Raw genomic sequence first — 16,697 nt, 5'->3', positions numbered from 1 at the left:
CACCGGCACGGCCCCTCCGGCCGGCGGCCGGGCGCACGTGCGAGGGGGTGTGCGTCCCCTAGAAGACCGGTCTCCGGCCTCACGTCCACTTGAGAGGCGGGGGCACCTTTCAGCCCGTCCGGCGGCTGAGGACGAGGCCGCCCAGGCCGATCCCGGGGAGCGCCGGGGCCGTCCGGAGCGCAGGCCCACGGAACGCACCGGAGCACCGCGGAGCGCCCACCGCGTGGTGGGGCCCTGACGGCCGTCCGCGACGACGTCACGACCCCCACCCGAATGCCGTACACGGCGGAATAGGGTGCTCGGAAGCGGGGTTGGTGATCCCCATCAGGAGCATCAACCCTGGAAGGGCGTTGCACTCATGAAGATCGGCATCATCGGCGCGGGCAACATCGGCGGCAACCTCACCCGGCGGCTCACCGCCCTCGGTCACGACGTCTCCGTCGCCAACTCCCGCGGCCCCCACACGCTCACCGCGCTCGCCGAGGAGACCGGCGCGACACCCGTCGAGGTCGGGGACGCGGCACGCGACGCCGAGCTCGTCGTGGTCACGGTCCCGCTGAAGGCGGTGCCGGACCTGCCGGCCGGGCTCTTCGAAGGGGCCGCGGACGGTGTGGCCGTCATCGACACCGGCAACTACTACCCGCAGCAGCGCGACGGCAAGATCGCCGCCATCGAGGACGAGGGACTCACGGAGAGCGGCTGGACGGCCCGACAGATCGGCCACACCGTCGTCAAGGCCTTCAACGGCACCTACGCCCAGGACATCCTCGACCGCCCCCGTCCGGCCGGCGCCCCCGACCGCATGGCCCTCCCGGTGGCGGGGGACGACGAGGCGGCCAAGCGTGTCGTCCGCGCCCTCATCGACGAACTCGGCTTCGACACCGTCGACGCCGGGAGCCTGGCCGACTCCTGGCGCCAGCAGCCCGGCACCCCGGTCTACGGCCTCCAGGCAGGCACCGACGCGGTGACGAAGGCACTGGCGGAGGCGTCGCCGGAGCGCTCGGCCGATTTCCGGGCCTGAGACCCCACCCCACGGAACGCGGGCACCGGTGCGGCCCGACCTGTCCTCGGGCCGCATCCTTCCGGCATGATCATGACGTGAACAGCGAGAGCGTGAGGCAAGCCCCGGACACGGCCCCGGGACCGTACGTCCTGTTCGACGTCGACGGGACCCTGATGGACGCGGTGGACAACCAGCGCCGGGTCTGGCACACCTGGGCCGAGCGGTACGGGCTGGATCCCGAGGAGGTCCACCGGGTGGCGCTGCGCACCCGCCCGCTGGAGACGTTCGAGGCCGTAGCCCCGGACCGCGACCCGGGGGAGTGCCTGGCCGCCCTGCACGCGCTGGAGGACGAGGACGTGCGCACCGGCACCTACTCCGCCTTCGCGGGCGCCGCCGACCTGCTCGCCGCCCTGCCGCCCGGCAGGTGGGGCCTGGTGACGTCGAACTACGCGCACCGGGTGCGCGGCCGGTTCGCCCGGACCGGTCTGCCCGTGCCCGAGGTCGTCGTGGACGCCGCCTCCGTCGCCGAGGGCAAGCCGTCGCCCGTGCCCTATCTGCTGGGGGCGGAGCTGCTCGGTGCCCGTCCGGCGGACTGCCTGGTGGTGGAGGACGCGCCGTCCGGGGTGACGGCCGGGCTGCGGGCCGGGATGACGGTCTGGGGCGTCAACGGGCCCGGAGTGGACGGTGTGCACCGCCACTTCGGGAGCCTCGGCGAGGCGGCACCCGAGATCCTCGCCTTCGTGGGGCGAGCGGACCGGGGCCGCGCTTTTGGCGCCTGATCACTGCTTCAGGGCCCACGCGCGCAGTGCGGCCTTGTCGGCGAAGTTCGCGACGTCCTTGTCCAGGGGGTCGTCGGTGTACTGGTGGAAACGCCACGAGGCCTTGATGCGGGGCTTGCCCGCGGTCACGTAGTCGGCGATCCACAGTCCGTCCCCGGCGTACGAGGTGGTGTCGACGTTGAGCCAGTAGTTGCGGTTCGTGTAGAGCACCACCCGGTGGTGGGGCCGCAGCTCCTTCACCTTGCGGATGAACCGGTCCTTCTCCGCGTTGCTCGCGTGCGTGCCGTCGCCCGTCGTCTCCCAGTCCACGGCGAGCAGGTCGCCGGCCTTCTCCGGGGCCTTGCCCACGAAGTACTCGGCCTGCGCGGTGATGTTCCCCGGCCACAGGAAGTGGTAGAACCCGACCACGCATCCGGCGTCGCGCGCCGTTTTCACCTGCGCGGTCAGCTTCGGATTGACGTAGGAACGGCCTTCCGTCGCCTTGACGAAGACGAAGGAGAGGCCGTCGGTTCCGTACGCGGACGACTGATAGGCGCTGACGTCGACGCCTCGCAGCATGGGGGCTCCCTGGGGTCGTGGGGGGCAGGGGGTGCGCGGGTGCGCTAGCCTCCGCTTTCCCTCCGGCGGGCCCTCCCATCCCCGTGCGGGGTGCCGGAGAGGCCGTCGGCCCGGGTCTGGCCAGTGGTGTCGACGCAATGCGGCCCCGCGGGTGGCCGCGCTGCCGCTTCTGGCGGGGTTGGGCCCGGACGTCCACCGGTCGGCTGCTGCCTTCGGCGCGGCGTTCGGGCGGGCCATGCCGATCCGTCGGGAGGCGCCGGCCGCGTGGGCGGCGCCGGCGTTCGCGTTCGTCCGCCGCCCGGCTCCTGGCCGCGTGCGGCCGGAGTGCCGGACCCGTGGGGCCGGCACGGTTGCGCCGCTGGGGGCACACGGGTGGGCGAGCACATCTTCGAGCCGAGTGTCAGCGGCCGTGGTGCGCAGCGGCGACCGCCCGTGTCGTGTTCCGGGCGGCCGCTGCGACAGCAGGTCGAACAGCGGTCCGTGGCGGGGCCGTTCGTGTGCCGCTCGTCAACGCTGGCTGGTGGGACCCACGCTCACTTGGTGGCGTAGACGGCGGTGTAGCCGCCGATGAGATGGCGGGCCTCCACCTTGGTGAAGCCGGCGGCCTGGAGCCACTGGGTGGCGTCCGCGACCGTGTACTCCGATCCGCCCTCGGTGTCGATGAGCATGTTGAGCGACAGCATCAGGCCGTAGGTGTTGTGCCGGCGCTCGTCGTCGATCATGGCGTCGTACACGATGAGTGTGCCGCCCTCGGGCAGGGCGTCGTAGGCCTTCTTGAGCAGGAACCGGCGCTGTTCCAGGTTCCAGTCGTGGAGGATCTGCCCCATGACGTAGACGTCGGCCTCGGGCAGCTGGTCGCAGAAGAAGTCTCCGCCGTGGAAGGTGAGGCGGTCGGTCAGACCGTGGGCCGCGACGAACTCCTCGAACACCGGGCCCACGGGGGGAAGCTCGAAGACGGCGCCGGTGATGTCCGGGTTGGAGTGCAAGACGGCGGCCGGCACCGCGCCGAGCGCTCCGCCGAGGTCGATGACGTGGCGGCGGCCGGTCCAGTCGAAGTCGGCTGCGAGCGCGGCGGCGAGGGGAGTGCTGACGCCGTTCATGCCGTTGAGGAAGTTGCGCCAGGCGACGGGGTCCTGGCTGAGCGTGGCGAAGAACGGGGCACCGCTGTGTGCGACCTCGTTCTGCAGGGTGCCGGTCCGCAGTGCGTCGGTGAGGTTGTTCCAGAAGCCGAAGAGACGGGTGTTGGCCATCTCGAGGATGCCGCCCACGTACGACGGCTTGGCCCGGTCCAGGAACAGGTCCGCGGCGGGGGTGTTGCGGTAGGTGCCGTCCTCGTCGCGGGTCAGCACCTCGAGTGACACCAGGGCGTCGAGGAAGTCCGCGGAGGACCTGGGGTGCAGGCCCACCTCGGAGGCGAGGGACTCACGGTCGCGGCCGCCGCCGGCCAGCGCCGTGAAGACGCCCAACTCCACTGCGCTCAGAAGCGTTTTGGAAGCCATGAAGCCCAGGCCGAGCTGAAGAAGCGGCTCAGGAGTGATCGGGTCGTCGACCGACATGTGTGTCTCCACTTGCGTTGTAAGTTGAATAGTAAACATTACGGGCTCCGTGACCGGCCGTAGGGCTGGCACGCGGCATGACGTGGGAGCGGGCCGCGGTAGGGAAGAATTCTCTGACCACCCACGTCGCCTTTTCGGGCACAGCCCTGTGGTCCGGGGTGGCCTTGTCGTGGCGCGGGGAGGCGCCGGCCGCCCGATGCCGGGTGTCGGCACCCGACGCGGGGCAGGCCGGAGCATCGGCCGCGTCGGCCGGATGCCGTGCCCTGTGCGGGCGTCAGAGTGTCTTGATCTGGCCGCCGTCGATGACGGTCTCCGTTCCCGTGATGTTGGCGGCGAGGGGGGAGGCGAGGAAGAGGGTGAGGTCGGCGACCTCGTGCGCCTCGGTGATCCGGCCGGAGCTGATGCCCATGCTCTGCGGCACGACCACGTCCAGCGCCTCCTGCGCGGTGGTCCCGGCGGCCGCGGCGGTGGCGTCGGCGAAGCCGCCCGGAGCGGTCCAGAACGGCGTGCGGACCGGTCCGGGAGCGATCGCGTTGACGCGAACGCCCTGAGGGGCGAACTCCTCGGACAGCGACTTGTTCAGGTTGGTCAACGCGGCCTTGGCCGCCGAGTAGTCGACCACCATGGGGAAGGGCAGTCGAGCGTTGATCGAGCTGATGTTGACGATCGCCGCGCCGCCGGTCGCGACCAGGTGGGGAAGGGCTGCACGGCTGGCGCGGACGGCGCTGAAAAAGGTCAGGTCGAAGATTCGGCGCCAGTCGGCGTCGCTGACCTTGAGGAACGACTCGCGGGGCTCGGCGGCGCCCACGTTGTTGACGAGGATGTCCAGGCGATGGTGACGCTCCACGGCCTGCTGGATCAGGGTCTCCGCTCCCTCTGCGGTGGACAGGTCGACCGCCACGACCGTGACGTCGTGGCTGGCAGCCAGGGCGTCCAGTTCGGGAGTGGAGGAGCGGCTGCCGGCCACGACCTTGACGCCCTCTCGGGCCAGCTTCTCGACCACGGCCAGGCCGATGCCCTTGCTGGCTCCGGTGACGACGGCGACCTTGTCCTTGAGGTGCAGTTCCATGACGGTCCCTTTCTGGATTGACCAATACATAATGGTGGCAGGGTGAGTGGCAGGGTGAATCGCGGGCGGGAGGCGGTGGGGTTTGCTGCGGTGATCAGTCCAGTGCGCGCATCGCCGTGGACAGGGCGTCCTCCGTGAACTCCCTCCCCATGCGTGCTCCGCCGACGACACGGATCCCCTGGATGAACGTGGTCAGGAACCTGGCCAATTCCCTCGGGTTCTTCTCCGGAGAGATCTCGCCCTTCGCTTGTGCCCGCTCCAAGGCGCCGGCGAGGAAGGACTCGACCTGCCGGATCGCGGTGCTGACGCGGTCCGCTGCCGAGGGCTGGTCACCGCACTCTGCGGCGGTGTTGACCACGAGGCAGCCGCGCGTGGGGTCGGCCAGGTCCGCCTCGATCATGGAGGTGAGCACCTTGCGGACTGCGGGCCGGATCTCGGGCGTCTCGTCGAGGACCCTCTCCAGGTCGCTGCCCTGGAGGGAGACGTAGCGGTCGAGGGAGCGGATGTAGAGCTGATCCTTCGAGCCGAAGGCCGCGTAGAAACTGCCGCTGCCTATCGACAGCTCCTTCAGCAGGTCCTGCAGGGATGTCTCGGCGTAGCCCCGGCGCCAGAACAGGTCCATGGCACGGTCTATCGCCTGATCGATGTCGAATTCCCTGGTGCGTGCCATGGGGACAGCGTAGCGCGATTTGTGGAATAGTCAATCCACTATGAGGGGCGAGGCTCCTTACGGTATCCGTGCAGGTGAAGGTCTGTGCGCTGACGGCGTCCACGTGTGCGGGGTGAGCCTTGGCCGCTCGACGGCGATGGCGCCGGGCCCGCTGCCGGAAGACCACGACGTCCCCCGGTGACGGGCCGGGACCCGCTCGGACCGGCACGGTGAGGTGAGTTCAGGTCCGGCGCAGGGATGCCGACGCGACCGCCACCGTCGGCGCACCAGCGCCGGTGCGCGTCCTGGGCTTGCGCCGACGCACTGGTCAGGGCCTTCTCCCTCAGCACTCGATGATGTTGACCGCCAGGCCGCCGCGCGCCGTCTCCTTGTACTTGACGCTCATGTCCGCGCCGGTGTCCTTCATGGTCTTGATGACCTTGTCGAGGGAGACCTTGTGGGAGCCGTCGCCGCGCATCGCCATCCGCGCGGCGGTGACGGCCTTCACGGCCGCCATGCCGTTGCGCTCGATGCACGGGATCTGGACGAGGCCGCCGACCGGGTCGCAGGTCAGGCCCAGGTTGTGCTCCATGCCGATCTCGGCGGCGTTCTCGACCTGCTCCGGGCTGCCGCCGAGGACCTCGGCGAGGGCGCCCGCCGCCATCGAGCAGGCGGAGCCGACCTCGCCCTGGCAGCCGACCTCGGCGCCGGAGATGGAGGCGTTCTCCTTGAAGAGCATGCCGATGGCGCCGGCGGCGAGCAGGAAGCGGACGACGCCGTCCTCGTCCGCGCCCGGCACGAAGTTGATGTAGTAGTGCAGGACGGCCGGGATGATGCCCGCGGCGCCGTTGGTGGGGGCGGTGACGACGCGGCCACCCGCCGCGTTCTCCTCGTTCACGGCCATCGCGTAGAGGGTGATCCACTCCATGGCGTGGGCCAGCGGGTCGCCCTCGGCGCGCAGCTGGCGGGCGGAGACGGCGGCCCTCCTGCGCACCTTCAGGCCGCCGGGCAGGATGCCCTCGCGGGTCATGCCGCGTGAGACGCACGCCTGCATGACGCGCCAGATGCCGAGGAGCCCCTCGCGGATCTCCTCCTCGGTGCGCCAGGCCCGCTCGTTCTCCAGCATCAGCGCGGAGATCGACAGACCGGTCTCGCGGGTCAGCCGCAGCAGCTCGTCGCCGGTGCGGAAGGGGTACTTCAGGACGGTGTCGTCGAGCTTGATGCGGTCCTCGCCGACCGCGTCCTCGTCGACGACGAAGCCGCCGCCCACGGAGTAGTACGTCTTCTCCAGCACGAGGCCGCCGGAGGCGTCGTACGCGAAGACCGTCATGCCGTTGGCGTGGTACGGCAGGGCCTTGCGGCGGTGCAGGACCAGGTCGTCGTCGAAGGCGAAGCCGATCTCCCGCTCGCCGAGCAGGTTGATCCGCCCGGAGGACTTGATCTCCTCGACGCGCTCGTCGGCGCCCTCGACGTCCACGGTCCGCGGGGAGGCGCCCTCCAGGCCGAGCAGGACCGCCTTGGGGGTGCCGTGGCCGTGACCGGTCGCGCCGAGGGAGCCGTAGAGCTCGGCGCGTATGGAGGTCACCTGGTCGAGCAGTCCCTCGTTGCGCAGACGGCGGGCGAACATGCGGGCCGCGCGCATCGGGCCCACGGTGTGGGAGCTGGACGGGCCGATGCCGATCGAGAACAGGTCGAAGACCGAGATGGCCACGGGAACTCCTTGGTGGTCGCGCCGGACGCCGTTGTCCGGTGGAGGTGGTGCAGGGACTGCGGGGACTGCATGGAACGGGGCACCGCGCTCGGTTTCCAGTGTGCGCGGTGCCCCGGACGTTCGTACGAAGGGGACCGTACGAACCAAAACGTACGACAGAAAGCGTACGAAATTACTTCAGGCCCGGGTACAGCGGGTGCTTGTCCGCCAGAGCGGACACGCGGGCCTTCAGGGACACGGCGTCGTAGGACGGCTTGAGCGCCTCGGCGATGATGTCCGCGACCTCGGTGAAGTCCTCGGCCCCGAAGCCGCGGGTGGCGAGGGCGGGCGTGCCGATGCGCAGGCCGGAGGTGACCATGGGCGGACGCGGGTCGTTGGGGATGGCGTTGCGGTTGACCGTGATGCCGACCTCGTGGAGGCGGTCCTCGGCCTGCTGGCCGTCCAGCTCGGAGTTGCGCAGGTCCACCAGGACCAGGTGCACGTCCGTGCCACCGGACAGGACGTCCACGCCGACGGCCTTCGCGTCGTCCTGGACGAGGCGCTCGGCCAGGATGCGGGCGCCCTCCAGCGTGCGCTGCTGGCGCTCCCTGAACTCGTCCGAGGAGGCGACCTTGAACGAGACGGCCTTGGCCGCGATCACGTGCTCCAGCGGGCCGCCCTGCTGACCGGGGAAGACCGCGGAGTTGATCTTCTTGGCCAGCTCGGCCGTCGAGAGGATCACACCGCCGCGCGGGCCGCCCAGCGTCTTGTGGGTGGTCGTGGTGACGACGTGGGCGTGCGGCACCGGGTTGGGGTGCAGGCCCGCGGCGACCAGGCCGGCGAAGTGCGCCATGTCGACCATGAGGTACGCGCCGACCTCGTCGGCGATGCGGCGGAACTCCGCGAAGTCGAGCTGACGCGGGTAGGCCGACCAGCCCGCCACGATCAGCTTCGGCCGGGACTCCTTGGCCAGGCGCTCGACCTCGGCCATGTCGACCTGGCCGGTCTCGTCGTCCACGTGGTAGGCGACCACGTCGTACAGCTTGCCGGAGAAGTTGATCTTCATGCCGTGGGTCAGGTGCCCGCCGTGCGCGAGGTTCAGACCCATGATCGTGTCGCCCGGCTTGAGCAGCGCGAACATCGCGGCCGCGTTGGCCTGGGCGCCCGAGTGCGGCTGCACGTTCGCGTGCTCGGCACCGAAGAGCGCCTTGACGCGGTCGATGGCGATCTGCTCGACCACGTCGACGTGTTCGCAGCCGCCGTAGTAGCGGCGGCCGGGGTAGCCCTCGGCGTACTTGTTGGTGAGGACCGAACCCTGGGCCTCCATGACCGCGACCGGAGCGAAGTTCTCCGACGCGATCATCTCCAGGGTGGACTGCTGCCGGTGCAGCTCGGCGTCGACGGCGGCGGCGACGTCCGGGTCCAGTTCGTGAAGGGGCGTGTTCAGAAGCGACATGCGGTGACTCCTCAGCCGGCGGTGAAAGCGGTGTACTCGTCCGCGGACATGAGGTCCTCCGGCTCGTCCGTGACGCGTACCTTGAACAGCCAGCCGCCCTCGAACGGGGCGGAGTTCACCAGCGACGGGTCGTCCACCACGTCCTGGTTGGCCTCGACGACCTCGCCGGTGACCGGCGCGTAGAGGTCGCTGACCGACTTGGTCGACTCCAGCTCGCCGCAGGACTCGCCCGCGGTCACCGTGTCACCGACCTCCGGAAGCTGGGCGTAGACGACGTCGCCGAGCGCGTTGGCCGCGAACTCGGTGATGCCGACCGTCGAGACGCCGTCCTCGGCGACCGACAGCCACTCGTGCTCCTTGCTGTAGCGCAGCTGCTGGGGGTTGCTCATGGCCTGAATTCTCCTGTACGCGGGGGACTGCTGATGTCGGGGGTACCCCGAGCCCGGACGAAGCCGGAAACCCGGGGGAGGGGTGGTCATGGGATACGAGACGGCACGCCGGGGCACAGGTCACGCACCAACGCGCACGGGTACCCCCGCGGCGCTCGCTCGGTCCGCTTCCTTCCGGTGCCCATGGCGCCCGTCGCGCGCCCGGTGCCTACTTCTGACGCTTGTAGAACGGCAGGGCCACGACCTCGTACGGCTCGTGGCTGCCGCGGATGTCCACGCCGACCCCGGCGGATCCGGGCGCCGCGTGCGCGGCGTCGACGTACGCGATCGCGATCGGCTTGCCCAGCGTCGGGGAGGGGGCGCCCGAGGTGACCTCGCCGATCACCGTGCCGTCGGCGACGACGGTGTACCCGGCACGCGGCACGCGACGGCCCTCGGCGATCAGGCCGACGAGCACCCGCGGTGGGTTCTTCTCGGCCCGCTCGGCGGCGGCCTCCAGGGCCTTGCGCCCCACGAAGTCGCCTTCCTTCTCGAACTTCACGACCCGCCCGAGCCCGGCGTCGAAGGGCGTCAGCGAGGTGGTCAGCTCGTGCCCGTACAGCGGCATGCCGGCCTCCAGGCGCAGCGTGTCGCGGCAGGACAGGCCGCAGGGGACGAGGCCGACGGGGGCGCCCGCCTCGGTCAGTGCCTGCCACAGCCGCTCGGCGTCCGCGGGCGCCACGAACAGCTCGAAGCCGTCCTCACCGGTGTAGCCGGTGCGGGCGATGAGCGCCGGGACGCCGGCCACGGTGCCCGGCAGGCCCGCGTAGTACTTCAGGCCGTCCAGGTCCGCGTCGGTGAGCGACTTGAGGATGCCGGGGGACTCGGGGCCCTGCACGGCGATCAGCGCGTACGCGTCGCGGTCGTCGCGGACCACGGCGTCGAACCCGTCCGCACGCCCGGTGAGCGCGTCGAGGACCACCTGGGCGTTGGAGGCGTTGGCGACGACCATGTACTCGGTCTCGGCGAGCCGGTAGACGATCAGGTCGTCGAGGATGCCGCCGTCCTCCTGGCAGATCATCGTGTAGCGCGCGCGGCCGACGCCGACGGAGGCGATGTTGCCGACCAGGGCGTAGTTCAGCAGGGCGGCGGCCTGCGGCCCGGTGACGGTGATCTCGCCCATGTGCGAGAGGTCGAACAGTCCGGCCTTCGTGCGGACGGCGAGGTGCTCGTCGCGCTCGGAGCCGTACCGCAGGGGCATGTCCCAGCCTGCGAAGTCGGTCATCGTCGCGCCGAGCGAACGATGCAGGGCATCGAGCGCGGTGTGACGGGGTGCGTTGCTGCTCATCGGTGGGGCTCCCAAGACATGACGGCGAGGTCGTTCCTCCCCATCTGTCATCGGAACCTGAGAGGTTCGCCACGACCCCACGAAACGGTGGTCATGACTTGCACCTTGGGTGGAGCCACTGGTCAGCGGCCCGCTTTTCAGATGTGCCTCGCCCGCGCGGTAACGGGGCCTGAGAGATTCAAGGGAGGGACTTGCTCCTTCGGCGCCCGGGGACTCGGCCCCCAGGACTCTCCCGCGCGGATTCAAGCGGCCGGTATGCAGTTGGCGCGCACATCATTGCACGCGCCGTCCGATCGGGGCACTCCGCATCTGTAACCGGCCTGTGGCAGTCCGAGTACGGAAACGAGAGAGACCACGCATTACCTTCTCTTTACACTCGACGGGGATGGGACTCCACACCCAAGGGGAGGACGATCACGGTGAACAGGACCACGGCGTACGCGACGACCTCGGGAATTGCCCTGCCCAAGCAGCCCGGCGCCCCGGCCCGGGAGGCGTGCGGACCGCTCCCGGCGGCCGTCGTCCGAGACCTCAGGGCCCGCGCAGGGCACAGCCCGCACGGCCTGCTCTTCGGGTCGTCCGACGTCGTGGTGGTCACCGGGCTGCCCGGCAGCGGCAAGTCGACCCTGATGCGCCGTGCCGTCACGGGCCCGCGCATCGACTCCCAGGACACCCGTGACCGCTGGGACGCCGGGACGGCCCGATGGCTGCCGTACGCGGTCTACCGCCCCTTCGTCCGCCTCGCGCACTACGCGGGCCTGCGTCGCGCGCTGCGCTCCGGCGCCGGCGTCGTCGTGCACGACTGCGGCACGCAGGCCTGGGTGCGCCGCTGGCTGGCCCGCGAGGCCCGGCGCCGGGGCGGCTCGCTGCATCTGCTGCTGCTCGACGTCCCGCCCGGCACGGCGCTCCGGGGGCAGCGCGACCGGGGCCGCGGTGTCTCGCGCTACGCCTTCGCGCGGCATCGCGGAGCCGTGACCCGGCTGCTGCGCGCCGTTGAGAAGGGCGACCTGCCCGAGGGCTGCGGCTCGGCGGTGCTCATCGACCGTGAGGCGGCGGACGTGCTGCGCCGGATCGACTTCGACGGCCGGGCCGTCACCGACGCCGACTAATCTTTCCAGCCGGAACAGTGGTTCGAAGCAGGCGGTAGACAGATGGACTTCCCGGCACAGGCGCACCCCCATCCGCACGGCGGATGGCCCGGCAACGAGCTGGAGGAGGTGCTGTCCGCCTCGCTCGGCGTGCCCTCGGCCGGTGCCCGTATCGTCGAGGTCCTCGGCCGCAGCTTCGTCTGGGTGCCCCTGCCGAACGGCGGCGGTCCGCACAGCGGCCCCCTCGACCTGCCGACGCTGGAGATCGAGGGCCAGGCGTACGTCCCCGTGTTCAGCTCAGAGGAGCAGTTCCGCCAGGTCACCGGCGGTCATCTGTCCTACACGATCGCGCCCGCCGTCGAATTCGCCCGGGGCCTGCCGCCCCAGGTCGGCATCGCGGTCAACCCGGACGGCGTCGTCGGCGTGCCGCTGCCGCCCCTCGCGGTGGCCGAGCTGTGCCGGGCGGGGCGGACCCCGCTGGACGGGCCGGCGAGCGGTGGCCGGGTGCGGCTGTTCGAGCCCGACTGGCAGGACGACCCGGTGGACTTCCTGTCCGCCGCGTCGGCCGAGTTCGCCGGGACCGGCGTCGTGCTCAGCGCCCGCCGCTGCCTGGCCAGCATCGAGGGCGGCGACCCGGTGATGTTCGTCGGCGTCGAGCTCTCCCAGTGGGAGGGCGACGCCCGCACCCTCCCGCTCGACGCCCTGGGCCGTGCCCTGGGCCGGGTCCCGGTCGGCCACGCCGTGAACCTGGTTCTCCTCGACGTCGCCCAGGACCCGGTGGGCGACTGGATGCGCACCCAGGTGCGGCCCTTCTACCAGCGCGAGCACTGACCCCGGCACGAGCGTGAGCGGTGACACCCCGAAGACCCGTGACGCCGTGCGTCAAGTCGCTGTCAGGATCGCCGCTTAAGCTGGTTTCATGGCTCGGTCGAGGTGCTGACGCAGGTTCGTCACCGGTGGCTCGGGCGTATTGGATGAGTTCGTCGTGAATTGTTCGCGAAGGGGCGGTTGAGGGTGAGCGCGTCGGGCACGGCCGCGGCCGGGCAGGTCGAGCACATGCTGCGCCAGGTGACCCCCGGGCGCTACGACGCCTACGAGGCGCTCCTTCGCGCGCTCGCGACCCCGTCGTCCGGTCAGGTCTGGATGCTGCTGTGGCACGGCCAGGCCGGCTCCCCGGACGCCCAGTACGGGAACATGGAAGTGGAAGGCTTCGGGTACGCGCCGTGCGTCACCTCCGCGCAGGAGCTCTCGGCCAGCGGCTGGAACCGCTCGTACGAGGTGGTCGACGGCCTCGACGTCGCCCGCACCCTCTACCCCGACCACTTCGGCCTCTGGCTCAATCCGCACGCGCCCGGCGGCGGCGTGGGCATCCCCTGGCTGGACCTGCGGCGCATCGCCGCGGGCCTGGAGCGGCAGCCCGCCGGACCGCTGCGGCTGTCCGAACCGGGCATCGAGATCCCGCAGTTCTACGCCCTGCTCACGCAGAACGCGCACCGCACCTCCGCCGTGCGGTCGCTGCGCCGCGCCTGGGTGCAGCCGGCGCTCGGCGCGCCCTATCTCGCCATCGGCCTTGACGTGTACGACACTTCGCCGCCCGCGGTCGACTCGGTGCGCGCCATGATGCAGCAGTCCATCGGCGCGGTCCCCGACGGGCTGCCCGTCTCGACCGTGGCGATGTCCGACGAGTACGACCCGGTGGCCATGTGGCTGCGCGTCAACGCCCGGCCGTTCTACGACCGTGAGGCCCACGCGGCCCCGGCCCAGGCGCCGATGGCGGGTGGCTACGGTTATCCGCAGGCCCGCGGCGGATACTGACGGCGCACACCGGCGGGCCGCCACCCGCGGATCGCCGGTCGGGGAGGGGTTCCCCGCGGCAGTGGCTCACGTCTGACCTGCACGGGAACCGGCGTAAGGGCTGCTTGTCCGGTTTAGGGAGGAGGCGTGCCGAAAGAGGGCGTCATCGCCCCTTCTGGCGCAACTGCCCCCCGTCCGCCTCGCGTTACCCACTGTTCGGATAACGGAATCCCCCTAAGAGCATCACGGTTGCGCATACTTTCTCCATCAGACCTGGCACGTGATCGTGGCGGCACTGAAGACTCGCCCCGCAGACATGGGGTCATCGATCCTGTGAGCGAGTGCAAGTCGAACGATCAGCCGGGTCACCAGGTCGCACCATCTGCGGCCGACCTCCCGGCACGCAAGTGAACCAAGCCGCAGACAGCGGCAGGCGTAGGCCGGTCACCACCGGCGAGAGGGGTCGGGTCACTGTGACCGCACCGATCGAGACCACCGCGGCGGCATCGGAAGCACAGCCAGAGGCTGTGCTTGCCGGAGTCGGCAAGGGGCAGATCGAGGGCCGTTCGCTGGGACAGATCGCCTGGACGCGCTTCAAGCGCGACAAGGTGGCGGTCGCCGGCGGTGTCATCGTCGTGCTGCTCATCCTGATGGCCATCCTTGCCCGGCCCATCCAGTCGATGCTCGGACTGGACCCGAACGCCTTCAACCAGGACCTGATCGACCCCAACACCTCGCTGCCCAAGGGCGGGATGGGCGGCATGAGCGGTGACCACCCGCTCGGTGTGGACCCGAAGTTCGGTCGCGACCTCGCCACCCGCCTCCTCGAGGGCTCCTGGGTGTCCCTGGTCGTCGCCTTCGGCGCCACCATCCTGTCGAACGTGATCGGCGCGATCCTGGGCGTCGTCGCGGGCTTCTACGGCGGGCGCGTCGACTCGATCATCAGCCGCCTGATGGACACCTTCCTCGCCTTCCCCCTCCTGCTCTTCGCGATCGCCATCTCCGCCACCCTGCAGGGCGGCGCGTTCGGCCTCGAAGGGCTCCCGCTCCACCTGAGCGTGCTGATCTTCGTGATCGGCTTCTTCAACTGGCCCTACCTGGGCCGGATCGTCCGAGGCCAGACCCTCGCCCTGCGTGAGCGTGAGTTCGTGGACGCATCCCGGGGCATGGGCGCCAAGGGCCCGTACATCCTGTTCCGGGAGCTGCTGCCCAACCTGGTCGGCCCGATCATCGTCTACTCGACGCTGCTCATCCCGACCAACATCCTCTTCGAGGCCTCCCTGAGCTTCCTCGGGGTCGGCATCCAGCCCCCGCAGGCGTCGTGGGGCGGCATGCTCAGGGAAGCGGTCAACTACTACGAGGTCGACCCGCAGTTCATGATCGTCCCCGGCCTCGCCATCTTTGTGACCGTCCTCGCGTTCAACCTGCTCGGCGACGGTCTCCGTGACGCTCTCGACCCGCGCAGCCGTTGATGCCTGACGCACACCGAGAGCCCATCAAGTTTCCGACAATGGAGGGGAACCCGCCCATCATGCGAAGGTCAGCGCTGGCCGCAGTTGCGGCCATCGGCTCCGCGAGCCTGCTCGTCGCAGGCTGCAGCAAGGCCGATGACAACAAGAACGACGACACCACCAAATCAGCTGGGGCCAACGCAGCGACCAAGGACGTCGTCAACGCCTCCACCAAGAAGGGGGGCACGGTCACGTACGAGTACTCCGACGTGCCGGACTCCTTCGACCCGGGCAACACGTACTACGCGTACATGTACAACCTCAGCCGGCTGTACGCCCGTCCCCTGATGACGTTCCAGCCCGGCGCCGGCGAGAAGGGCAACACCCTTGTCCCGGACCTCGCGGAGAGCAAGGGCGTCCCGAGCGACGGCGGCAAGACCTGGACGTACAAGCTGCGTGCGGGCCTGAAGTACCAGGACGGCACCGCGATCACGTCCAAGGACGTCAAGTACGCGGTCGAGCGCTCCAACTTCGCGCGTGACGTGCTCTCCCTCGGCCCGAACTACTTCCAGCAGTTCCTCGTGGGCGGCGACAAGTACAAGGGTCCCTACAAGGACAAGAGCGCCAAGGGCCTCTCGTCCATCGAGACCCCGGACGACACCACGGTCGTCTTCCACCTGAAGACCGCCTTCCAGGAGTTCGACTACCTGGTGGCCTCGCCGCAGACGGCTCCGGTCCCGCAGGCCAAGGACAACGGCGTCGACTACGTCAAGAACATCGTGTCCTCGGGCTCGTACAAGTTCCAGAGCTACTCCGACGGCAAGCAGGCCGTCCTCGTGCGCAACGAGAACTGGGACGCGAAGACCGACCCGCTGCGCAAGCAGTACCCGGACAAGATCGTCGTCAACCTGAAGGTCAACGCCGAGACGATCGACAAGGACGTCCTCGCGGGCGACGCGATCGACCTCGGTGGTGGCGGTGTCCAGGCCGCGACCCAGGCGCAGCTGCTCAGCTCCGCCGCCAAGAAGGCCGACACCGACAACACCTACGGTGGCCGTCTCGTCTACATGGCGATCAACACCAAGGTGAAGCCGTTCGACAACGTGGCGTGCCGCAAGGCCGTCCAGTTCGCGATCGACAAGGTCTCGGTGCAGACCGCCGAGGGCGGCCCGATCCGCGGCGACGTCGCCTCCACGGTCCTCCCGCCGGACATCCCGGGCTACGCCAAGTCGGACGTCTACGCGTCGGCCGGCAACAAGGGTGACGCGGCCAAGGCCAAGGACCAGCTCAAGGCCTGTGGCAAGTCGAAGATCAGCACCAACATCTCCGCGCGCAGCGACCGCCCGCAGGAGATCGACGCCGCCACCGCGATCATCGCGTCGCTGAAGAAGGCCGGCATCAACGCCACCCTGAAGCAGTACCCGTCGGGCAAGTACTTCACCGACTACGCGGGTGTCCCGAAGTTCACCGAGAAGCAGAACATCGGCCTGATCATGATGCAGTGGGGTGCCGACTGGCCCTCCGGCTACGGCTTCCTGCAGCAGATCCTGAACGGCTCCGCGATCGGCGCCTCGGGTAACACCAACCTGTCGCAGTACGACAACAAGGACGTCAACGGTCTCCTCGAGAAGGCGATCGGCACGCAGGACGACGCCGCGCGCAACGCCCTGTACACCGAGATCGACAAGAAGACCATGGACGACGCCGTCCTGGTGCCGCTGACCTACTTCAAGGTTCTGCTGGCCCGCCCGAAGTACGCGACCAACCTGGTCTCCACGGCGGCCTTCAGCGGTCAGTACGACTACCTCAACATCGGCACCACGAAGAAGTAGCAGCCCCGGAAGGCAGGTGAAGGCATTGGTGCCCGCGGGCTCAGCCCGCGGGCACC

The 16,697-nt window shown here is 70.0% G+C and carries 15 protein-coding genes and 1 riboswitch; of the genes, 7 read left to right on the top strand and 8 right to left on the bottom strand.

Annotated features, from left to right (window positions below):
- The first annotated feature begins 295 nt into the window (after nt 1–295).
- The gene (locus H305_RS0139460; RefSeq protein ID WP_267880814.1) at nt 296–1,021 is read left to right on the top strand and encodes an NADPH-dependent F420 reductase; all 726 of its coding nucleotides are present in this window, start codon (nt 296–298) and stop codon (nt 1,019–1,021) included.
- Nucleotides 1,022–1,098: 77 nt separating this feature from the next.
- Nucleotides 1,099–1,782: an HAD-IA family hydrolase gene (locus tag H305_RS0139455; RefSeq protein ID WP_028805319.1), complete on the top strand. Its 684-nt coding sequence runs from the start codon at nt 1,099–1,101 to the stop codon at nt 1,780–1,782.
- On the opposite strand, the gene H305_RS0139450 is transcribed toward H305_RS0139455, so the two are convergent.
- The 8 genes from H305_RS0139450 to gcvT form a co-directional block, all read right to left on the bottom strand.
- A complete protein-coding gene (locus H305_RS0139450; protein WP_028805318.1) occupies nt 1,783–2,340 on the bottom strand; it encodes a glycoside hydrolase family 25 protein in 558 nt (185 codons plus the stop codon).
- A gap of 533 nt (nt 2,341–2,873) precedes the next feature.
- The gene (locus H305_RS0139445; protein ID WP_078629468.1) at nt 2,874–3,896 is read right to left on the bottom strand and encodes a methyltransferase; all 1,023 of its coding nucleotides are present in this window, start codon (nt 3,894–3,896) and stop codon (nt 2,874–2,876) included.
- Between the two features lie 274 nt (nt 3,897–4,170).
- Nucleotides 4,171–4,965, bottom strand: a complete 795-nt coding sequence (locus H305_RS0139440) for an SDR family NAD(P)-dependent oxidoreductase (RefSeq protein WP_028805316.1) — start codon at nt 4,963–4,965, stop codon at nt 4,171–4,173.
- Nucleotides 4,966–5,059: 94 nt separating this feature from the next.
- On the bottom strand, nt 5,060–5,635 hold the full coding sequence (locus H305_RS0139435) for a TetR/AcrR family transcriptional regulator (protein ID WP_028805315.1): 576 nt from the start codon (nt 5,633–5,635) through the stop codon (nt 5,060–5,062).
- A 322-nt stretch (nt 5,636–5,957) separates the two neighbouring features.
- Nucleotides 5,958–7,325 carry an L-serine ammonia-lyase gene (locus H305_RS0139430; protein ID WP_028805314.1) on the bottom strand — a complete coding sequence of 456 codons (1,368 nt, stop codon included), beginning with the start codon at nt 7,323–7,325 and terminating at the stop codon, nt 5,958–5,960.
- A gap of 172 nt (nt 7,326–7,497) precedes the next feature.
- Complete coding sequence (gene glyA / locus H305_RS0139425; protein WP_028805313.1) at nt 7,498–8,760, bottom strand: serine hydroxymethyltransferase; 1,263 nt, start codon at nt 8,758–8,760, stop codon at nt 7,498–7,500.
- 11 nt (nt 8,761–8,771) lie between these two features.
- Entirely contained in the window at nt 8,772–9,149 is a 378-nt protein-coding gene (gcvH, locus tag H305_RS0139420) for a glycine cleavage system protein GcvH (RefSeq protein WP_028805312.1), read from the bottom strand.
- A 208-nt stretch (nt 9,150–9,357) separates the two neighbouring features.
- Nucleotides 9,358–10,476, bottom strand: coding sequence for a glycine cleavage system aminomethyltransferase GcvT (gene gcvT, locus H305_RS0139415; protein ID WP_028805311.1), 1,119 nt, complete (start codon nt 10,474–10,476; stop codon nt 9,358–9,360).
- 147 nt (nt 10,477–10,623) lie between these two features.
- A riboswitch (glycine riboswitch) is annotated at nt 10,624–10,721 on the bottom strand.
- A 168-nt stretch (nt 10,722–10,889) separates the two neighbouring features.
- On the opposite strand from gcvT, the gene H305_RS0139410 reads away from it, so the two are divergent.
- The 5 genes from H305_RS0139410 to H305_RS0139390 all read left to right on the top strand — a co-directional run bounded on the left by H305_RS0139410 (nt 10,890) and on the right by H305_RS0139390 (nt 16,641).
- Nucleotides 10,890–11,585, top strand: coding sequence for an AAA family ATPase (locus H305_RS0139410; protein WP_028805310.1), 696 nt, complete (start codon nt 10,890–10,892; stop codon nt 11,583–11,585).
- A gap of 42 nt (nt 11,586–11,627) precedes the next feature.
- Nucleotides 11,628–12,395 carry an enhanced serine sensitivity protein SseB gene (locus H305_RS0139405; RefSeq protein WP_028805309.1) on the top strand — a complete coding sequence of 256 codons (768 nt, stop codon included), beginning with the start codon at nt 11,628–11,630 and terminating at the stop codon, nt 12,393–12,395.
- Between the two features lie 183 nt (nt 12,396–12,578).
- Nucleotides 12,579–13,379 carry an enhanced serine sensitivity protein SseB C-terminal domain-containing protein gene (locus H305_RS0139400; protein ID WP_028805308.1) on the top strand — a complete coding sequence of 267 codons (801 nt, stop codon included), beginning with the start codon at nt 12,579–12,581 and terminating at the stop codon, nt 13,377–13,379.
- A 452-nt stretch (nt 13,380–13,831) separates the two neighbouring features.
- Nucleotides 13,832–14,830 carry an ABC transporter permease gene (locus H305_RS0139395; protein WP_028805307.1) on the top strand — a complete coding sequence of 333 codons (999 nt, stop codon included), beginning with the start codon at nt 13,832–13,834 and terminating at the stop codon, nt 14,828–14,830.
- Nucleotides 14,831–14,868: 38 nt separating this feature from the next.
- A complete protein-coding gene (locus H305_RS0139390) occupies nt 14,869–16,641 on the top strand; it encodes an ABC transporter substrate-binding protein (protein ID WP_028805306.1) in 1,773 nt (590 codons plus the stop codon).
- Nucleotides 16,642–16,697 lie beyond the last annotated feature (56 nt).

This window comes from Streptomyces sp. 142MFCol3.1 (assembly GCF_000424945.1).
Lineage (GTDB): Bacteria > Actinomycetota > Actinomycetes > Streptomycetales > Streptomycetaceae > Streptomyces > Streptomyces siamensis.
This window is presented reverse-complemented; position numbering and strand designations above follow the sequence as displayed.